Raw genomic sequence first — 14,896 nt, 5'->3', positions numbered from 1 at the left:
ATGTCAAACATTACAAAACGTTTTTATAAAGAGCGCGTAGCGTTAAACGTATTAGCAAACAGTATCGAAAATGCCAAAGAAGTATTTGAGGCTGCAGAAGGGCATGTCTTAGTAGGCGTGTTATCCAAGGATTATTCTACTGTCGAAGAAGCAGTAAAAGCAATGAAAGAATACGGAAAAGAAATTGAAGAAGCAGTATCAATCGGTTTAGGGGCTGGAGACAATCGTCAGGCAGCTGTAGTAGCAGAAATTGCAAAGAACTATGCTGGCAGTCATATTAATCAAGTATTTCCCGCTGTTGGAGCAACACGTGCTAATCTAGGTGAAAAGGATAGCTGGATTAATAGTTTAGTGTCCCCAACTGGAAAAGTCGGCTACGTAAATATTTCGACTGGTCCAGTTAGTGCAGCGCATAATGAACAAGCTATTGTACCGGTAAAAACGGCTATTGCCCTAGTACGTGACATGGGAGGCAACGCGCTCAAGTATTTTCCTATGAAAGGGTTAAGCCATGAAGAAGAATTCCGAGCTGTGGCACAAGCATGCGGCGAAGAAGGATTCGCTCTAGAGCCAACTGGCGGAATTGATAAAGAAAACTTTGAAACAATTTTGCGTATTGCTTTGGAAGCGGACGTCCCAAAGATTATTCCACATGTCTATTCGTCAATTATTGACCAAAAAACAGAAAAGACAAAAGTAGATGATGTACGTGAGTTACTTGAAAAGATGAAAAAGTTAGTTGATCAGCATGGCTAAGAATTTTGCAGCATTTGGCGAGGTAATGATGCGTTTACAAGTACCAGGATATGAATTACTTTCTCAAGCTAATACATTAAGCTATTCGTTTTCTGGTACAGGGGTAAATGTAGCGGCGGGATTAGCTAACTTCGGATATACGGGATATTTGATTTCTGCTTTACCGGATAATGCTGTGGGAGATGCGGCTTTATCTTATCTTAAAAAGTTAGGTATTTCACAGTCATTTATTAAACGCAGCGGAAAACATGTCGGTATGTATTTTTTAGAAAATGGATTTGGGTCCCGGTCTAGCCGGGTTACATATACCAACCGTTTAGAAAGCAGCTTCAACAGAGCTCCTGAAGGCATATATGATTTTGAGAATATTGCAGAGAAAGTAGATGTGGTGCATTTTTGCGGAATCTCTCTGGCAATGAATGATTCCGTCCGGTCCCATATGAAATCCTTTGCCAAAGCGGTAAAAGAACGCGGTGGTACGGTCGTATTTGACTGTAACTACCGTCCGTCTCTATGGGGAGATGGAGGATATGAAAACGCAAAACCTCATTATGAAGATATGCTGTACCTTGCAGATATCGTAATGATGAATGAACAAGATGCTATGCACATTCTTAAGATGGAAACAGAAGAAGCAAGCAGAAGAGAGCAGCTGATGAAACTAATTCCAAAGGTAGCAAAGAAATACGGCCTTTCTGTCGTAGCCGGCACGCACCGATCTATTAATAAGGACAATAAGCACTCTTTATGCGGTTTTATATATAAAAATCATACATTTACATTTTCTGATACGATTACTTTTTCTGTCTATGATAGAATAGGCGCAGGAGATGCCTATACAAGCGGCATTTTATATGGCGAGTTGGAGAGCTTTTCAGCAGAAAAAACTGTTGCATTCGCTGTAACAGCGGGAGTGCTTGCTCATACAATCGTAGGCGATACTCCTATGTCATCTCAGTATGATATACAAAAAGCGATGACAGAATCAGTAGGCGATGTAGAAAGGTAGAGGATGTAATAGTGAACGTATCTCGAAAAAAAGGACCATTGTATTTGCAAATAAAAAATATCTTAAAAGATCGAATTTTGCATGGCGTGTATCCCATTCAAACAAATATTCCTTCTGAACCGCAGCTGGAAGAGGAATTTCAAGTAAGTAAAATTACGGTTCGAAATGCTATCAAAGAACTTGTGAAAGATGGATATTTAGAAACAAAAAGCGGTAAAGGAACAAAAGTTATTCGAAATACATCCATTTCAAGGCTGTCAAAAGGAAAACGCTTTACCGAAGTGTTGGTGGAAAAAGGGCATATCATTCAAAAAAGGCTGCTTGGGGCAGAGACAATTGAAAATGCACCAGAAACAACTTTATATACGCTGTTCGGTGAGCAATGCATTCGAATAGAACGTCTTTACTATTTAGATAATGAACCTTATATTCATTACACGCATTATTTAACCATGCAGCGCATGGAAGGGATAGAATTAACACACTTAAATGCACAATCGTTATACGATTTGATTGAAGAACAGGATATTTCATTGGAGAAATTTCGAGATCAGTTTGCTGTTGCAAAAGCTGATTCTTATGTAGGAGAAAGACTAAATATGCAGGCCGGAGAAGCGCTATTAAAAAGATCACGATATTCATATGATGAAGAAGGAAATATCATCGAATACAGTGAGGGCTATTATAATACAGAGATGCAGCAATACATTGTGAATTACGATATTTAAGAAGTGCGAGAAGAATACATATTCTTTTCGCCTGAAAAATGAGAGCGTTTACTAAATGGGGGAAAAGAGGAATTTAGTATGGATATGTATCTATTGCTTGTGACATGCCTAGCAATTGTTATTGTTGTATTAGGAGTCTCTTGGTGGAAGTGGCATGCTTTTATCAGCTTAACCGTTGCCAGTTTATTTCTGGCTATTATGTCAGGGCTTTCGATGGACAAAATTGTGGGAGCTTATGAAACAGGAGTGGGCAGTGTTTTAGGTCACCTTGTTGGAATCTTGGCGCTTGGAACGATTTTAGGAAAAATGATGTCAGACTCAGGTGCTGGCATGCAGGTCGCGGAGTTTTTCATTAGGTTTTTTGGAATCAAAAAGTTGCCATGGGCGATGCTCTTTGCTGGTTTTATAATAGGCATTCCGGTTTTTTTTGAAGTCGGAATTGTTATTTTACTGCCGTTAGTAATTTCTATTCATAAAACAACAAGACAAAATATTCTATTAATTGCACTACCTGTAATTGCAGGACTATCGATTGTACACGGTCTTGTTCCCCCCCACCCGGGAGCGATGACAGCCATTGGAATATATAATGCAGACTTAGGAAGAGTTTTGCTCTATTCATTGGTTATTGCTCTTCCAGCAGCAATAGTAGCAGGTCCCGTATTCGCAAAATGGGTGCATAAACGTGTGATTCCTGAAGGGGAACCTGAATTAATTCGTGTCAGCACTTCATCTAAAAAATTACCTAAAACAGGTATTTCATTTTTCATTATCTTATTACCTGTGTTATTAATGGTGTTATCTGTTATGGCTCCGTATATACCGCTTTCTAGCTTTTTAACTAAATTTTTTGTGTTTATCGGCAGTCCTGTCATCGCACTTTTAATTTCTTGCTTTGCCGCATTTTATCTTTTGGGCATGCGTCAGGGAATGAAGAAAAATGTGATTAAAAAATTAGTGGAAGAGTCTTTACTTCCGGTCGGATCTATTATTTTAATTATTGGAGCTGGAGGGGGATTTAAACAAATTTTAATTGATAGCGGTGTAGGTACATCAATTGCTCAAATGTCTGAGCAATTATCGCTTTCTCCTATTGTCTTAGCATTTATGGTAGCAGGATTAATTCGTATTGCTACAGGATCAGCAACCGTTGCATTAACAACAGCCGCCGGCATTGTTTCACCAATCATTGTGCATATGTCTGGAGTTAATCTGGAACTGCTGGTTATTGCGACAGGAGCAGGATCACTAATGTTCTCTCATGTAAATGATGCAGGTTTTTGGCTAGTAAAAGAATATCTTGGTTTAACAGTAAAAGAGACGTTTAAAACTTGGACGGTCCTAGAAACACTGCTCTCGTTTATTGCTTTTGGAGGCGTTTTATTATTTGATATTTTTATTTAAAAATTGCCTCCTTCTAATTATTTTGGAAGGAGGTTTCCTAGTTGACTTGAAATATAGTATTTGTAGAATAAGGGGGCAATGTATATGACGTGGTTAAAAGAAATACTCGGAACGGAAAAAGCTATTATTGCTATGTGTCACTTGTTACCGTTGCCGGGAGATCCATATTTTAATAATGAAAAAGGCATGGACTATGTGGTAGAAATGGCAAGAAAGGATTTGCATGCTCTTCAAGAAGGCGGAGTGGATGCCATTATGTTTTCAAATGAGTTTAGCATGCCATATTTAACGGATGTTAAAACGGAAACTGTAGCTGCGATGGCCCGAATTATAGGTGAATTGATGTCGGAAATTAAAGTGCCCTTTGGGGTAAATGTATTGTGGGATGCTAAGAAATCTTTGGATTTAGCGGCTGCTACAGGGGCTAAATTTGTTAGAGAAATTTTTACAGGCGTATATGCAAGTGATTTTGGTACTTGGAATACCAACGTTGGAGAAACAATTAGACATCAGCATCGAATTGGGGCACAAAACGTTAAATTATTATATAATGTTGTTCCTGAATCTGCTGCGTATTTGGCTGAGCGGGAAATTGAAAGTATTGCTGCATCTACGGTATTTAATAATAGACCAGATGCACTATGTGTATCTGGATTAACAGCAGGGGCCAAGACGGACGTGCAGTTATTAATGCGCGTAAAGGAGGCTGTTCCCAATACAATTCTACTTGTTAATACAGGAGTTAATTTCACTAATTTCAAAGAACAGTTATCTATTGCTGATGGGGCAGTTGTAGGTACAACATTTAAATACGACGGCAAATTTGAAAACCATGTGGATGTTGATCGTGTAAAAAAATTCATGGACAAAGTAAAAGTTTTTCGTGACAATCTTTAAACGAAAGAAGGGGTAAAGATGAATCAATTAGCTTTTATTTTTGATATGGATGGCGTAATTGTCGACAGTGAACCTGTATACCGCATCCGTAATAAAGACATCTTTAAAAAGCTGGGAATAGAAGTAGATGAGGATACACAGCTCAATTTCATTGGAGGAACAGCTAAAAGAAAATGGACAATATTAAAAGAGCAATTTTCACTGTCCCCACCCAATTTGGAGAATACAAACTCTCTGGTCAATTAACTTTTATTATAGCAACGATTTAATAAAAAACGAGCCTTTTCATATTAATTAGAATCTTAACTATACAAATTAAACGTAAAAACAGCTCTGTAATCGGAGCTGTTTTTTGTTGCCTGAAAAGCTGTTTGTTAGAGATTTAAATAAAAAAAAGAATGTTGGATAGCATAATGATAAGTAAATGTACAATGAGTATGCTCTCTTTTCAAAGAAGCAGACGTACTCAACAAAGCTGAAGAAGCGGAGGGAAGTAACAGTGCCTGACAAACCTAGTATTACCTCAAGCGAAATTGGGACGCTGTGGATGACATATCAGCAGAAAACGTTAATTATTTGCTTGTTAGATTATATGATTGAACATGCGGATGATGAAGATGCTAAAACAATTATGACGGACTTGCGTGAGCAGCTTATTATATACATACGGAAAATAAAAACAATATTTGAAAAAGAAGGAGCGGTAGTGCCAACGGGGCTTTCATCTCAAGACGTAAATGTACAGGCTCCAAAACTATTTACTAACGGATTTGATATTATGTTTCTTCGTGTCATCAAAGAAATTAGTATGGGGATGTATACATTAAGTTTAGGCAAGGCCTACAGAGAAGATGTGGTGAAATTTTATCAAGATTTAACAAAAATTACGCAAGAGTGCTACGATTCCTGTACGCAGTACTTATTGAGAAAAGGAATTTTATCACGCCCACCCTATATTCCAATGCCAACTACCGTTGAGTTTGTTTCGGATAGAAAATATCTGAGCGGCTTAAATGTATTTGCGGACAAAAGAGTATTAAATACGATGGAGCTAGCGCAGATTTATCATGGAGTCGAAACAAACATTGTCGGGATGAAGTTAATGAAGGCTTTTTCTCAAACTGCGAAAGATACCGAAGTGAAAAAGCATTTTTTGAAAGGAAAAGAGCTCAGTAAAAAAATTATTACACGACTTGAAGAAATAATTATACAAGACGATATTTCACCTTCTGTTGCCTCAACAGGAAGCATAACGACTTCTGAAACGCCTGCTTTTTCGGATCGTTTGATGCTGACATGCGATATTTTACTAAGTAACTTCAGTATCGGAAGTCAGGCGTTTGGAGCAGCATTTAGTTTTCGAAGAGATATTGTGGCTAAAATGATGCTGATAGGAGAAGATGCGTTTCAATATGCAAGCGAAGCAACAGAAATTATGATTAAAAAAGGCTGGCTTGAAGTTCCGCCAAGTATTGATTAGCTAAAAGGAAAGCCTCTTTCATGCATTGTAAATGGAAGTTTATATATCTTTACACACCTTTAACCTTTTATTTAAGTTGATTTAACAGACTGCGTGTACAGTTAAGTTATGTCAATAATAAACAGTAAAGGGTGTAAACAATGAAAAAACGTGCAATTGGAGCGGCAGTATTATCAGCGGTAACTGTAGCAGCGCTGGCATTTGGAACAAATTCACCAACAGATGCTAAAGCAGCTAAAGGCGTAAATAACCAAAAAGCTAAAAATGTTATTCTTTTTGTTGGAGACGGTATGGGTACCGATCATCGTGATGCGATCCGACTGGCCGCCGTAGGAGCAAATGGAAAGTTAGCAATGGATGATATGCCGGCAGTAGGGAGAGTCCATACATCTTCAGGAAATTCATTTGTTACGGATTCTGCTGCAGCTGCTACAGCCATGGCTTCAGGAGTTAAAAGTTATAATGGCGCTATTGGCGTAAATATGAAAGGAAAGCCTGTTCAAACAGTTTTAGAAAAAGCAAAATTAGCTGGGAAAACGACGGGGCTTGTGACAACAAGTCAAGTAACAGACGCAACTCCAGCTGCTTTTGGCGCACATGTTAAAGATCGAAGTGCTCAAAGTGACATCGCGAAGCAGTATCTTGAAAACAGTAAAGTAGATGTGATTCTAGGTGGCGGAGAAGATTATTGGTACACAAAAGGAAATGAAGGTGCACATCCAGATGCCCCGCCAGAAGATAAAACTGAAGGAAGCAAAGGAACGCAAGGAAACTTAGTAAACAAAGCACAAAAACTTGGGTATACGTACGTTAATAACGAAAATGAATTAAAATATGCTAAAGGAACAAAATTGCTTGGTCTGTTTGCTAATGAAGAAATGTTTCAACAAGCTCCTGAAGGCCAAGGTGATGTGTACAACCCTCAAGTATCTCTAAAAGACATGACAAAAAAAGCAATCAATACGCTATCACAAAATAAAAAAGGGTTCTTTCTTGTAGTAGAAGAGGAAGCCATTGATGAAATGGCTCATAATAATAATGCTGAACTCATGATTAAAGCAGGTAAGCAGCTTGATGATACGGTGAAGATGGCTAAAGCTTATGCTAAAACACACCCAGACACTCTCGTATTAGTAACAGCTGACCATGCAACCGGAGGTTTAGCACTTGAAAAAGTAGACAATAAAGATAAAGGTGGAGATGAAGCATCAAAAGAAGATGGGCCATTTGCAATCGCTCATTCAAAAGAGCAGTTCGTTGCGGATTGGACAACTGAAGAGCATACGTCATCAGACGTTCCTTTAAATGCAATGGGTGCCGGCTCAGAAAGATTTACTGGAGTATACGAAAATACGTATTTACATGATGCTCTTCTAAAAGCAATGAATTTAAAATAAGTGAGATAAAAACACGGTGTTGATTTAATACACTTAGTATGTAAATCAACACCGTGTTTTTTGCTTTGTGTGAGCAAGTTATGATGGAGTTTCTTCAAAGGTATGCTACGATAAGAATTATCTTGAATTGAAGAGGTGTCACGATGAAAATAGAAGTATGGTCAGATTTTGTCTGTCCTTTTTGTTATATTGGAAAGCGCCGATTAGAGCAAGCGCTTCAGCAATTTGCACACAAAGATGATGTGCAGGTTGAATTTAAAAGCTTCGAGCTAGATCCAAACGCCCCAGTTGATACTGGCAAAACGATTAATGAAGCTCTTGCTGCTAAATATGGAATGACGATTGAACAAGCGAAGCAAGCAAATGAAGGAATCGGACAGCAGGCAGCTAGTGTGGGCTTATCCTTTAATTTTGACGATATGAAGCCAACTAATACATTTGATGCTCACCGCTTAGCTAAATTTGCAAAAGCTCAAGGAAAAGAAGCAGCCATTACAGAAAAACTCTTATATGCATACTTTACTGAATCAAAACATCTAGGTGAAAAAGAGACGCTGGTTGCTGTTGCAGAAGATGCAGGTCTTGACCGAGAAGAAGCACGTCAAATTCTCGCGGATAAAAACGCATACGCAAATGAAGTGCGCAGTGATGAAGCAACGGCTCAGCAATATGGTATTAGCGGTGTTCCATATTTTGTTGTTAATCAAAAATATGCGATTTCAGGTGCACAGCCAATCGAAACATTTGTAGGAGCTCTCCAACAAGTATGGGAAGAAGAAAATCCGACTCCCGCTTTGAAGAGCCTTTCTCCAGAAGGCGCAGATGATGCCTTTTGTGCAGATGGTCAATGTGCCGTTCCTGATTCCTCTAAAAACCAACAATAAATAAAAAGCAGAGGCGGAAATTTCGCTTCTGCTTTTTATTTATTTGCAAAAAAATTTACAAAAATACAAACATGCGTTCTGTTTTTTATGTTATAATAAGTTTAGAAGTAACAAACCTCGATGAGTAAGCTCCAAAAATAAGCGATTAAAAGTGATCCCACCATGAACCAGCTTCCATTTAATCCTGCAGGGGGAATCTGAATGAAGAGCAAAGTGCGCATTATCCCATTTCAAGTAGTTGAACAATTGAATCAATTTAATGAAGTCCCAGAAGGAGTCGCTCTAATTGGAGCAGAGCAAGTATGGAAGCAAACAAAGGGACGGGGAATAACCATAGCGGTTTTGGATACTGGCTGTGATGTTACACATCCAGATTTGCAGGAGCGAATTATTGGAGGAAAAAACTTTACACAAGATGATCAACAAAATCCAGATATTTTTCAAGATTATAATGGTCACGGCACTCACGTAGCAGGCACAATTGCAGCAGCGCATAATGGAGCGGGTGTTGTAGGAGTGGCTCCTGAAGTGGGCTTACTTATCCTAAAAGTACTTGATGGAAATGGTTCAGGTCAATACGAGTGGATTATTCAAGGTATTAACTACGCCATCGAGCAAAAAGTAGATATCATTTCGATGTCGCTTGGAGGTCCGTCGGATGTGCCTGAGCTACATGAAGCGATTCAAGATGCTGTTGATCAGAATATTTTAGTTGTCTGCGCAGCGGGAAATGAAGGAGATGGAGAAGGCTCCACAGATGAGTTTGCGTACCCAGGGTCATATAATGAAGTGATTAGCGTAGGAGCTGTTGATTTAGAGAAACGATCTTCGTTGTTTTCCAACTCAAACAACGAAGTAGATGTAGTGGCTCCGGGAGAGAAGATCGTATCAACTTACTTGAATGGAAAGTATGCTGCACTGAGCGGAACCTCTATGGCAACACCTCACGTAGCAGGGTCCTTAGGATTGATAAAAGTTCTTTCAAATGAAATGTTTGGAAGAGAACTTACAGAACCAGAGCTTTATGCACAGTTAATCAGAAGAACCCTTCCATTAAATGAATCACCAAGAGAAGTAGGAAACGGATTTGTGCACTTGACCGTTGTTGAAAAGCTGTTGCGTGAAATTCAACGTCAAATGACTTCAGAGGTGATCGGATGAGAAGCAGTTTAGATATGTTAATGATGGAAAAGCAGCAGGCAAAAGCTCTTTATCACGAATACGCAAACAATCGAAGTTATTATGATGAAAAGACAGATGAAGAAAATAAAAATCTTTATTATCAAGATACGCTCTTTGAAAGAGAAGCCATGCAAACTTTGTTAAAGGAAACGCATCAGCATTTGCTAAGTTATTCGCCGCATAAATATGTATATCCATGGGTGGATCTACAGGAGAATGGGGAGCTGAAAAGTCTATACTCAGGGAAAGGGATGGATCCGTTAGAAACTATACAGCAAGATATTGATCAACTTCAGTCGCTTAGTAACTCCTCTCTTTCAAGCAATGATATACTGCTAAACTGTGAGCACGTTGTCCCGCAATCTTGGTTTGGGAAACAAGAGCCTATGAGAGGCGATTTGCATCATTTATTTGCGTGTGAACCTTCTTGTAACAGTCGAAGAGGTAATTCTTCTTATATTGACTTCCCGGATTATACGCCGGAAGTAAAGCAATCAGATGTGAAAGAAGGATGTGGCAAAGCAGAAAAAGGTAAGTTTGAACCCGAATATGGAAAAGGAATTGTGGCTCGATCAACTCTTTATTTTTTAATTCGCTATCATAATAAAATTGACTCTTCGCGAGTAGATCTTCCTCTTTTACTAAAATGGCATGAAGAATTTACTGTTTCACTTTATGAAAAACATCGCAATGCAGCAATCTTTGAGTTGCAAGGCAACCGAAATCCTTTTATCGATTTTCCTGACAAAGCAGCTGCACTAATAAATTCTGCTTTCTAAAATAACAAAGAGCTCCGTTTCTATTCGAAACGGGGCTCTTTTAGGTATCCTAATATGAAAATCCATATTTATCGCTTAAGAGGGCATCCATTTTATTTAATAAGCGAAAATATTCTTCCTGTTCTTCTACAGTTAGAGCTGCTAGCATATCTTTTAAAAATCCATTTCGCTTCTCTGTAATTATTGAAACAAGTTTCTTTGATTCATCGGTCAATGAAACCCACACGACTCTCCGGTCTTTTTCGTCTCGCACGCGCTTAATGAGAGATTCTTCTTCCAATTGATTTAATAAGCTAGTTGTAGCGCCCGAGGTTAAGTGAAGTTTATTTGAAATATCTGCTACCATATACTTTGTGCCGCTGGCAATGTAGTTTAAGATATAAAATTTAGTGGGTGTTAAGTGATAAGGCTGTGTTTTTAATGTTTCTTCGACTAAATGTCGCATATATTGAAAAAAAGATGTGTTAATTTGATATAGGTGTTCAATTTTTGAATCTAAATTGTTATCCATGCTAGCTTCCATCTCCTTGTACACTACGGACATATATAAACTAACTCTAAAATAAAATGAAACAATTGTAAAGGATGGCAATGATTATCTTTAACCACCATTATTATTTTTAAATTAATATCTTTACGAAAAAATATCTTTATGATAAAGTTATTTAGGTAGTTAACCAAATAGATGATTATAAAGAAACATATCTCATAATAGATGGAGATAATATCTTTATGGAAAAGCTATATAAAAAAGTAATTTTATTAGTGAATTATTAAGGAGGAGTAATGAATGTCTAGAAGTCGCTTAATGGTAACAAATTTTATTGGAATCATCGTTATTTTAGCTTTATTAATTGGAGGAGGATATTATTACGTTCAAAAATCGAACTATATTACAACGGATAACGCTAAAGTATCCGGAGATGTATACAATGTAGTTGCACCTGCAGCAGGTAAAGTAGCAAGCTGGACAGTAGAAGAAGGAAATGATGTATCAAAAGATGCTGAAATTGCTAAAATTCAAGCTGAAAAAGGGTCTGTAGCTGCTACAGTACCAGCAGATGGAAAAATTATTCAAACAAACGTAAAAGAAAATCAAATGGTTCAAGCTGGACAGCAAATTGCAACGGAAGTAGATATGAAAGACCTATTTATCGTAGCAAATATTAAAGAAGATCAGCTTAAGGATATTAAAGAAGGCGACGATGTCGATGTAACGGTAGACGGAGACAGCAGTGCAAAAATCGACGGTAAAGTCGAAGAAATTGGATATGCAACCAATTCACTTTCATCTTTAACATCCAACTCAAGCTCAGATGGAAACTACACAAAAGTGTCTCAAACGGTTCCTGTGAAAATTTCTATTTCTAATTATTCAGAGCATGTTCTGCCAGGTATGAACGCCGAAGTGAAAATTTCGAAAGACTAATTCTTACTACAATAGTTCAAGAAGGGAGGAAATATGATGACAGCCAGTATAGAAAACACAAGTGATGGATCCATCAAAAAGCATATTCCACTATTAATTGTTTTAATGCTTGGTTTGTTTCTTGCAATATTAAACCAAACGTTACTAAACGTAGCCATCCCGCATTTGATTACTGAGTTTGGCGTAACGGCAAATACAGCTCAGTGGTTGTTAACTGGATATATGCTTGTGAACGGGGCGTTAATTCCGCTTTCAGCTTTTTTAATTGAACGATTTGGTGTACGTCGCTTGTTCTTATTTGCAATGTTTTGTTTTACAGTAGGATCATTGATTTGCGGAATTGCACCTACGTTTCCCATTATGCTTACGGGCCGTTTAATTCAAGCTATTGGCGGAGGTGTCTTATCGCCTCTTGTCATGACTATTATTGTGTTTATTTTCCCTCCTCACATGCGAGGAAAAGGGATGGGGATTTTTGGATTGGCCATGATGTTCGCACCGGCTATTGGCCCAACTTTATCTGGATGGGTTATTCAAAACTATGATTGGCACATCCTTTTTAACGGCATGGTGCCATTAGGTGCCATTGTACTGATTATTGCTTTCTTTCAATTAAAAGATATTCAGCCTCCAAAAGATGTAAAAGTACACATGCCTTCTGTTGTGACATCACTTGCAGGTATGGGGTTATTGCTTTATGGATTCAGTGAAGCTGGAAATGACGGCTGGACGGATCCAGTTGTTCTTTCTACAATCATTGGCGGGGCAGTGCTGTTAATTATATTTGTCCTTCAGCAAATTAAATCTGAAAAGCCGCTGTTGGATATGCGGGTATTTAAATATAATATCTTTTCATTATCGAATATTATTAGTATTGCAATTACAATCAGTATGTACGCAGGTATGTTCTTACTTCCAATTTACTTGCAAAACATCCGCGGCTATTCTGCTTTTGATTCAGGACTCCTGTTACTTCCTGGAGCACTTGTTATGCTGGTTATGTCGCCAATTTCAGGTACATTGTTTGATAAAGTGGGACCTCGTCCGCTAGCAATCGTTGGTATGCTCATTACATCTATTTCAACGTTTGAATTTACGAAGCTGACGATGGATACACCGTTTAATCATATTTTAGGGATTTATATTATCCGTTCGTTTGGTATGTCACTTTTAATGATGCCGATTATGACAGCCGGTTTAAATCAGCTTCCGCAGCGACTAAGCAGTCACGGAACATCAATGTCTAATACGCTTCGTCAAGTAAGTGGTTCAATTGGTATTAGTTTGATGACGACGATTTTTACGAACCGTACAACGTATCATGTAAATGAAATCAGCAGTTCCATGAATACGTCAGATCCATTCTTTATGAATAGCTTTCATTTATTCGTCCAAAAAGTGGCCGCTACTTTGCATTTATCACAAGATCAAGCTCAGCAGCAAGCGCTCACGATTTTATCTGGAAAAATGACGCAGCAAGGTACGATTCAAGGTATTAACGATGCCTTCTACTGGGCAACAGCGATTTCTATTATCGGTTTGATTTTAAGCTTCTTCCTTCGTGACGTACGTAAAGATAAAGTAGTCGAAGAAAAGAAATCAGAAGCTCAAGAGGAAGATATTCGTATGCTTCCAGCTCCCAAAAGTATAAATTCATAAGGAGCTATAGAAATCTAACGTTCATCATAAGACATGTTAGAGAGAAAGGGGCGGTGAGGTGGATGGATCCACTGATATTTGGTGAAGAAATTCAAAAAATTTCAATATCTTTAAACAAAAAAGTAATGACAAATGTAAAAAGTCTTTTACAGCATTACGGAATTACCCCTTTTCAATATCATATTTTACTGATTGTTGAACGATCACATACAATACCTGTTACCAAAGTGGCAGACGAAATGAAGGCGAGTCCAAGCGTTATCACAGCATCGATTACACGTTTGTATGAACTGAATCTTGTGGAGCGCTACCATTCAAAAGATGATCGGCGTAAAGTTATGATTGAACTTACAAACAAGGGGAAACAAGTCATTCGAGCTGCTGAGAAAGACATGCAGCAAGAAGTTGAAAAACTGTTTGCATGCTATAAAGAAGAAGAACAGCAGCACTTTCTTACGCTCTGTCGGCAGCTAGATGAACATGTGACTTGAACTTGAATAGACAAAAGTATATTGAGTTAAGCGGAGTGAGTGTAAATGGATAAAGAGATGGTAAAAAACATTCGGAAAAACTACAATATGAATCAGCGCAGCTTTGCTCAAGCGGTGAACTGCAGTTTTTCTTTAATTGCACTGGTTGAAGTGGGTAAGCGAAGAGTAACAAAAAACTTGGAGGACAAAATTAAACAAGCATTTCAATTGAATGATCATGATTTAAAAACACTGCAGAGCTAATACAAAAAGTAGGTGTGTGAAACGAGCGCACCTACTTTTTTTCGTCTTGGTTTTTTGTAAGAGGATCTACGGTATGTTTGTAATCATAAGCTTTCGAAGTAGTAATTACGCATAGCAGTAAAATAACAAATACAATGATAATAGAGAGCGTAATAATGACAATCATCTAAACCATCCTTTCTTTTTCTCGTTATGTATGCTTTCGGTCTTATTAGTAAAATTCCTTCTTTCCCCACATAGTGCAGAAATGACAAACGCATACTAATAACAGTCTAGAATAAAGGAGTGTTTATAATGAATGAAAAAGAGTTGAAAAAACAATTAAAAAAGGTAGCGGATTATCCTGCATCTAAAGCAGATGGAGTAGACGAAGAGTTTTCTCGTGAATTAGCAGACCAAGCCGATTTAGAAGCACAGGCTAGAGCGAACGCTGCAGATGAAAGACAAAAAAATAATAACTGAGGCTGGGATAAAAGTATTTTGGCCCAAGTGAAAAACGAACAACTAATCAAACATTTTGATTAGTTGTTCGTTTTTAGATTGGATTATTAATGTTGT

At 37.9% G+C, this 14,896-nt stretch carries 18 protein-coding genes; 16 read left to right on the top strand and 2 right to left on the bottom strand.

All coding sequences use genetic code 11. The features are described 5' to 3' along the window. The 11 genes from dagF to ACFX4N_RS07175 all read left to right on the top strand — a co-directional run bounded on the left by dagF (nt 1) and on the right by ACFX4N_RS07175 (nt 10,516). Nucleotides 1–756 (top strand): 2-dehydro-3-deoxy-phosphogluconate aldolase, encoded by a 756-nt coding sequence (dagF, locus tag ACFX4N_RS07225; RefSeq protein WP_377261119.1) that lies wholly within the window; start codon nt 1–3, stop codon nt 754–756. Further along, nucleotides 749–1,765: a sugar kinase gene (locus ACFX4N_RS07220; protein WP_029324178.1), complete on the top strand. Its 1,017-nt coding sequence runs from the start codon at nt 749–751 to the stop codon at nt 1,763–1,765. Before dagF ends, ACFX4N_RS07220 begins: the two co-directional genes overlap by 8 nt. Nucleotides 1,766–1,776: 11 nt before the next feature. Then, nucleotides 1,777–2,493 (top strand): GntR family transcriptional regulator, encoded by a 717-nt coding sequence (locus ACFX4N_RS07215; RefSeq protein ID WP_013056217.1) that lies wholly within the window; start codon nt 1,777–1,779, stop codon nt 2,491–2,493. A 78-nt stretch (nt 2,494–2,571) separates the two neighbouring features. Beyond that, complete coding sequence (locus ACFX4N_RS07210) at nt 2,572–3,897, top strand: GntP family permease (protein WP_013056218.1); 1,326 nt, start codon at nt 2,572–2,574, stop codon at nt 3,895–3,897. A gap of 84 nt (nt 3,898–3,981) precedes the next feature. Beyond that, complete coding sequence (locus ACFX4N_RS07205; protein WP_013056219.1) at nt 3,982–4,794, top strand: BtpA/SgcQ family protein; 813 nt, start codon at nt 3,982–3,984, stop codon at nt 4,792–4,794. Between the two features lie 18 nt (nt 4,795–4,812). After that, the gene (locus tag ACFX4N_RS07200; RefSeq protein WP_013056220.1) at nt 4,813–5,040 is read left to right on the top strand and encodes an HAD family hydrolase; all 228 of its coding nucleotides are present in this window, start codon (nt 4,813–4,815) and stop codon (nt 5,038–5,040) included. Between the two features lie 253 nt (nt 5,041–5,293). Further along, nucleotides 5,294–6,274, top strand: coding sequence for a DUF3231 family protein (locus ACFX4N_RS07195; RefSeq protein WP_098287248.1), 981 nt, complete (start codon nt 5,294–5,296; stop codon nt 6,272–6,274). A gap of 140 nt (nt 6,275–6,414) precedes the next feature. Next, entirely contained in the window at nt 6,415–7,671 is a 1,257-nt protein-coding gene (locus tag ACFX4N_RS07190; protein ID WP_192100627.1) for an alkaline phosphatase, read from the top strand. A 143-nt stretch (nt 7,672–7,814) separates the two neighbouring features. Next, entirely contained in the window at nt 7,815–8,555 is a 741-nt protein-coding gene (locus tag ACFX4N_RS07185; protein WP_013056223.1) for a DsbA family oxidoreductase, read from the top strand. 201 nt (nt 8,556–8,756) lie between these two features. Next, a complete protein-coding gene (locus tag ACFX4N_RS07180; RefSeq protein WP_057274613.1) occupies nt 8,757–9,716 on the top strand; it encodes a S8 family peptidase in 960 nt (319 codons plus the stop codon). Next, entirely contained in the window at nt 9,713–10,516 is an 804-nt protein-coding gene (locus ACFX4N_RS07175) for an endonuclease I family protein (protein ID WP_013056225.1), read from the top strand. The genes ACFX4N_RS07180 and ACFX4N_RS07175 overlap by 4 nt, the downstream gene beginning before the upstream one ends. Nucleotides 10,517–10,565: 49 nt before the next feature. Here ACFX4N_RS07175 and ACFX4N_RS07170 read toward each other — a convergent pair whose 3' ends face one another. Further along, the gene (locus ACFX4N_RS07170; protein ID WP_192100628.1) at nt 10,566–11,027 is read right to left on the bottom strand and encodes a MarR family winged helix-turn-helix transcriptional regulator; all 462 of its coding nucleotides are present in this window, start codon (nt 11,025–11,027) and stop codon (nt 10,566–10,568) included. Between the two features lie 279 nt (nt 11,028–11,306). Between ACFX4N_RS07170 and ACFX4N_RS07165 the strand changes: the two genes are divergently transcribed. From ACFX4N_RS07165 to ACFX4N_RS07150, 4 genes are all read left to right on the top strand, one after another. Then, nucleotides 11,307–11,945, top strand: a complete 639-nt coding sequence (locus ACFX4N_RS07165; RefSeq protein ID WP_013056227.1) for a biotin/lipoyl-containing protein — start codon at nt 11,307–11,309, stop codon at nt 11,943–11,945. Between the two features lie 33 nt (nt 11,946–11,978). Then, nucleotides 11,979–13,604 (top strand): DHA2 family efflux MFS transporter permease subunit, encoded by a 1,626-nt coding sequence (locus ACFX4N_RS07160; RefSeq protein WP_057274615.1) that lies wholly within the window; start codon nt 11,979–11,981, stop codon nt 13,602–13,604. A gap of 62 nt (nt 13,605–13,666) precedes the next feature. Next, entirely contained in the window at nt 13,667–14,095 is a 429-nt protein-coding gene (locus tag ACFX4N_RS07155; protein ID WP_057274616.1) for a MarR family winged helix-turn-helix transcriptional regulator, read from the top strand. 45 nt (nt 14,096–14,140) lie between these two features. After that, nucleotides 14,141–14,338 (top strand): helix-turn-helix domain-containing protein, encoded by a 198-nt coding sequence (locus tag ACFX4N_RS07150; RefSeq protein WP_013056230.1) that lies wholly within the window; start codon nt 14,141–14,143, stop codon nt 14,336–14,338. Between the two features lie 31 nt (nt 14,339–14,369). On the opposite strand, the gene ytzI is transcribed toward ACFX4N_RS07150, so the two are convergent. After that, nucleotides 14,370–14,504, bottom strand: a complete 135-nt coding sequence (ytzI, locus tag ACFX4N_RS07145) for a YtzI protein (protein ID WP_081252125.1) — start codon at nt 14,502–14,504, stop codon at nt 14,370–14,372. A 128-nt stretch (nt 14,505–14,632) separates the two neighbouring features. On the opposite strand from ytzI, the gene ACFX4N_RS07140 reads away from it, so the two are divergent. Then, a complete protein-coding gene (locus tag ACFX4N_RS07140) occupies nt 14,633–14,800 on the top strand; it encodes a YfhD family protein (protein ID WP_013056232.1) in 168 nt (55 codons plus the stop codon). Nucleotides 14,801–14,896 lie beyond the last annotated feature (96 nt).

It is taken from the genome of Priestia sp. YIM B13551 (assembly GCF_042787905.1).
Taxonomy (GTDB): Bacteria; Bacillota; Bacilli; order Bacillales; family Bacillaceae_H; genus Priestia.
The sequence above is the reverse complement of the archived record's forward strand: the minus strand, read 5'-3'. Positions and strand labels throughout refer to the sequence as shown.

Bases quoted from the DNA above. Each gene is read 5' to 3' on its own strand.
- ACFX4N_RS07200 (WP_013056220.1), top strand. From the start codon at position 4,813: ATGAATCAATTAGCTTTTATTTTTGATATGGATGGCGTAATTGTCGAC.
- ACFX4N_RS07155 (WP_057274616.1), top strand. From the start codon at position 13,667: ATGGATCCACTGATATTTGGTGAAGAAATTCAAAAAATTTCAATATCT.
- ytzI (WP_081252125.1), bottom strand. From the start codon at position 14,504: ATGATTGTCATTATTACGCTCTCTATTATCATTGTATTTGTTATTTTA.
- ACFX4N_RS07150 (WP_013056230.1), top strand. From the start codon at position 14,141: ATGGATAAAGAGATGGTAAAAAACATTCGGAAAAACTACAATATGAAT.
- ACFX4N_RS07160 (WP_057274615.1), top strand. From the start codon at position 11,979: ATGATGACAGCCAGTATAGAAAACACAAGTGATGGATCCATCAAAAAG.
- ACFX4N_RS07175 (WP_013056225.1), top strand. From the start codon at position 9,713: ATGAGAAGCAGTTTAGATATGTTAATGATGGAAAAGCAGCAGGCAAAA.
- ACFX4N_RS07165 (WP_013056227.1), top strand. From the start codon at position 11,307: ATGTCTAGAAGTCGCTTAATGGTAACAAATTTTATTGGAATCATCGTT.
- ACFX4N_RS07205 (WP_013056219.1), top strand. From the start codon at position 3,982: ATGACGTGGTTAAAAGAAATACTCGGAACGGAAAAAGCTATTATTGCT.
- ACFX4N_RS07180 (WP_057274613.1), top strand. From the start codon at position 8,757: ATGAAGAGCAAAGTGCGCATTATCCCATTTCAAGTAGTTGAACAATTG.
- dagF (WP_377261119.1), top strand. From the start codon at position 1: ATGTCAAACATTACAAAACGTTTTTATAAAGAGCGCGTAGCGTTAAAC.
- ACFX4N_RS07220 (WP_029324178.1), top strand. From the start codon at position 749: ATGGCTAAGAATTTTGCAGCATTTGGCGAGGTAATGATGCGTTTACAA.
- ACFX4N_RS07170 (WP_192100628.1), bottom strand. From the start codon at position 11,027: ATGGATAACAATTTAGATTCAAAAATTGAACACCTATATCAAATTAAC.
- ACFX4N_RS07210 (WP_013056218.1), top strand. From the start codon at position 2,572: ATGGATATGTATCTATTGCTTGTGACATGCCTAGCAATTGTTATTGTT.
- ACFX4N_RS07190 (WP_192100627.1), top strand. From the start codon at position 6,415: ATGAAAAAACGTGCAATTGGAGCGGCAGTATTATCAGCGGTAACTGTA.
- ACFX4N_RS07140 (WP_013056232.1), top strand. From the start codon at position 14,633: ATGAATGAAAAAGAGTTGAAAAAACAATTAAAAAAGGTAGCGGATTAT.
- ACFX4N_RS07185 (WP_013056223.1), top strand. From the start codon at position 7,815: ATGAAAATAGAAGTATGGTCAGATTTTGTCTGTCCTTTTTGTTATATT.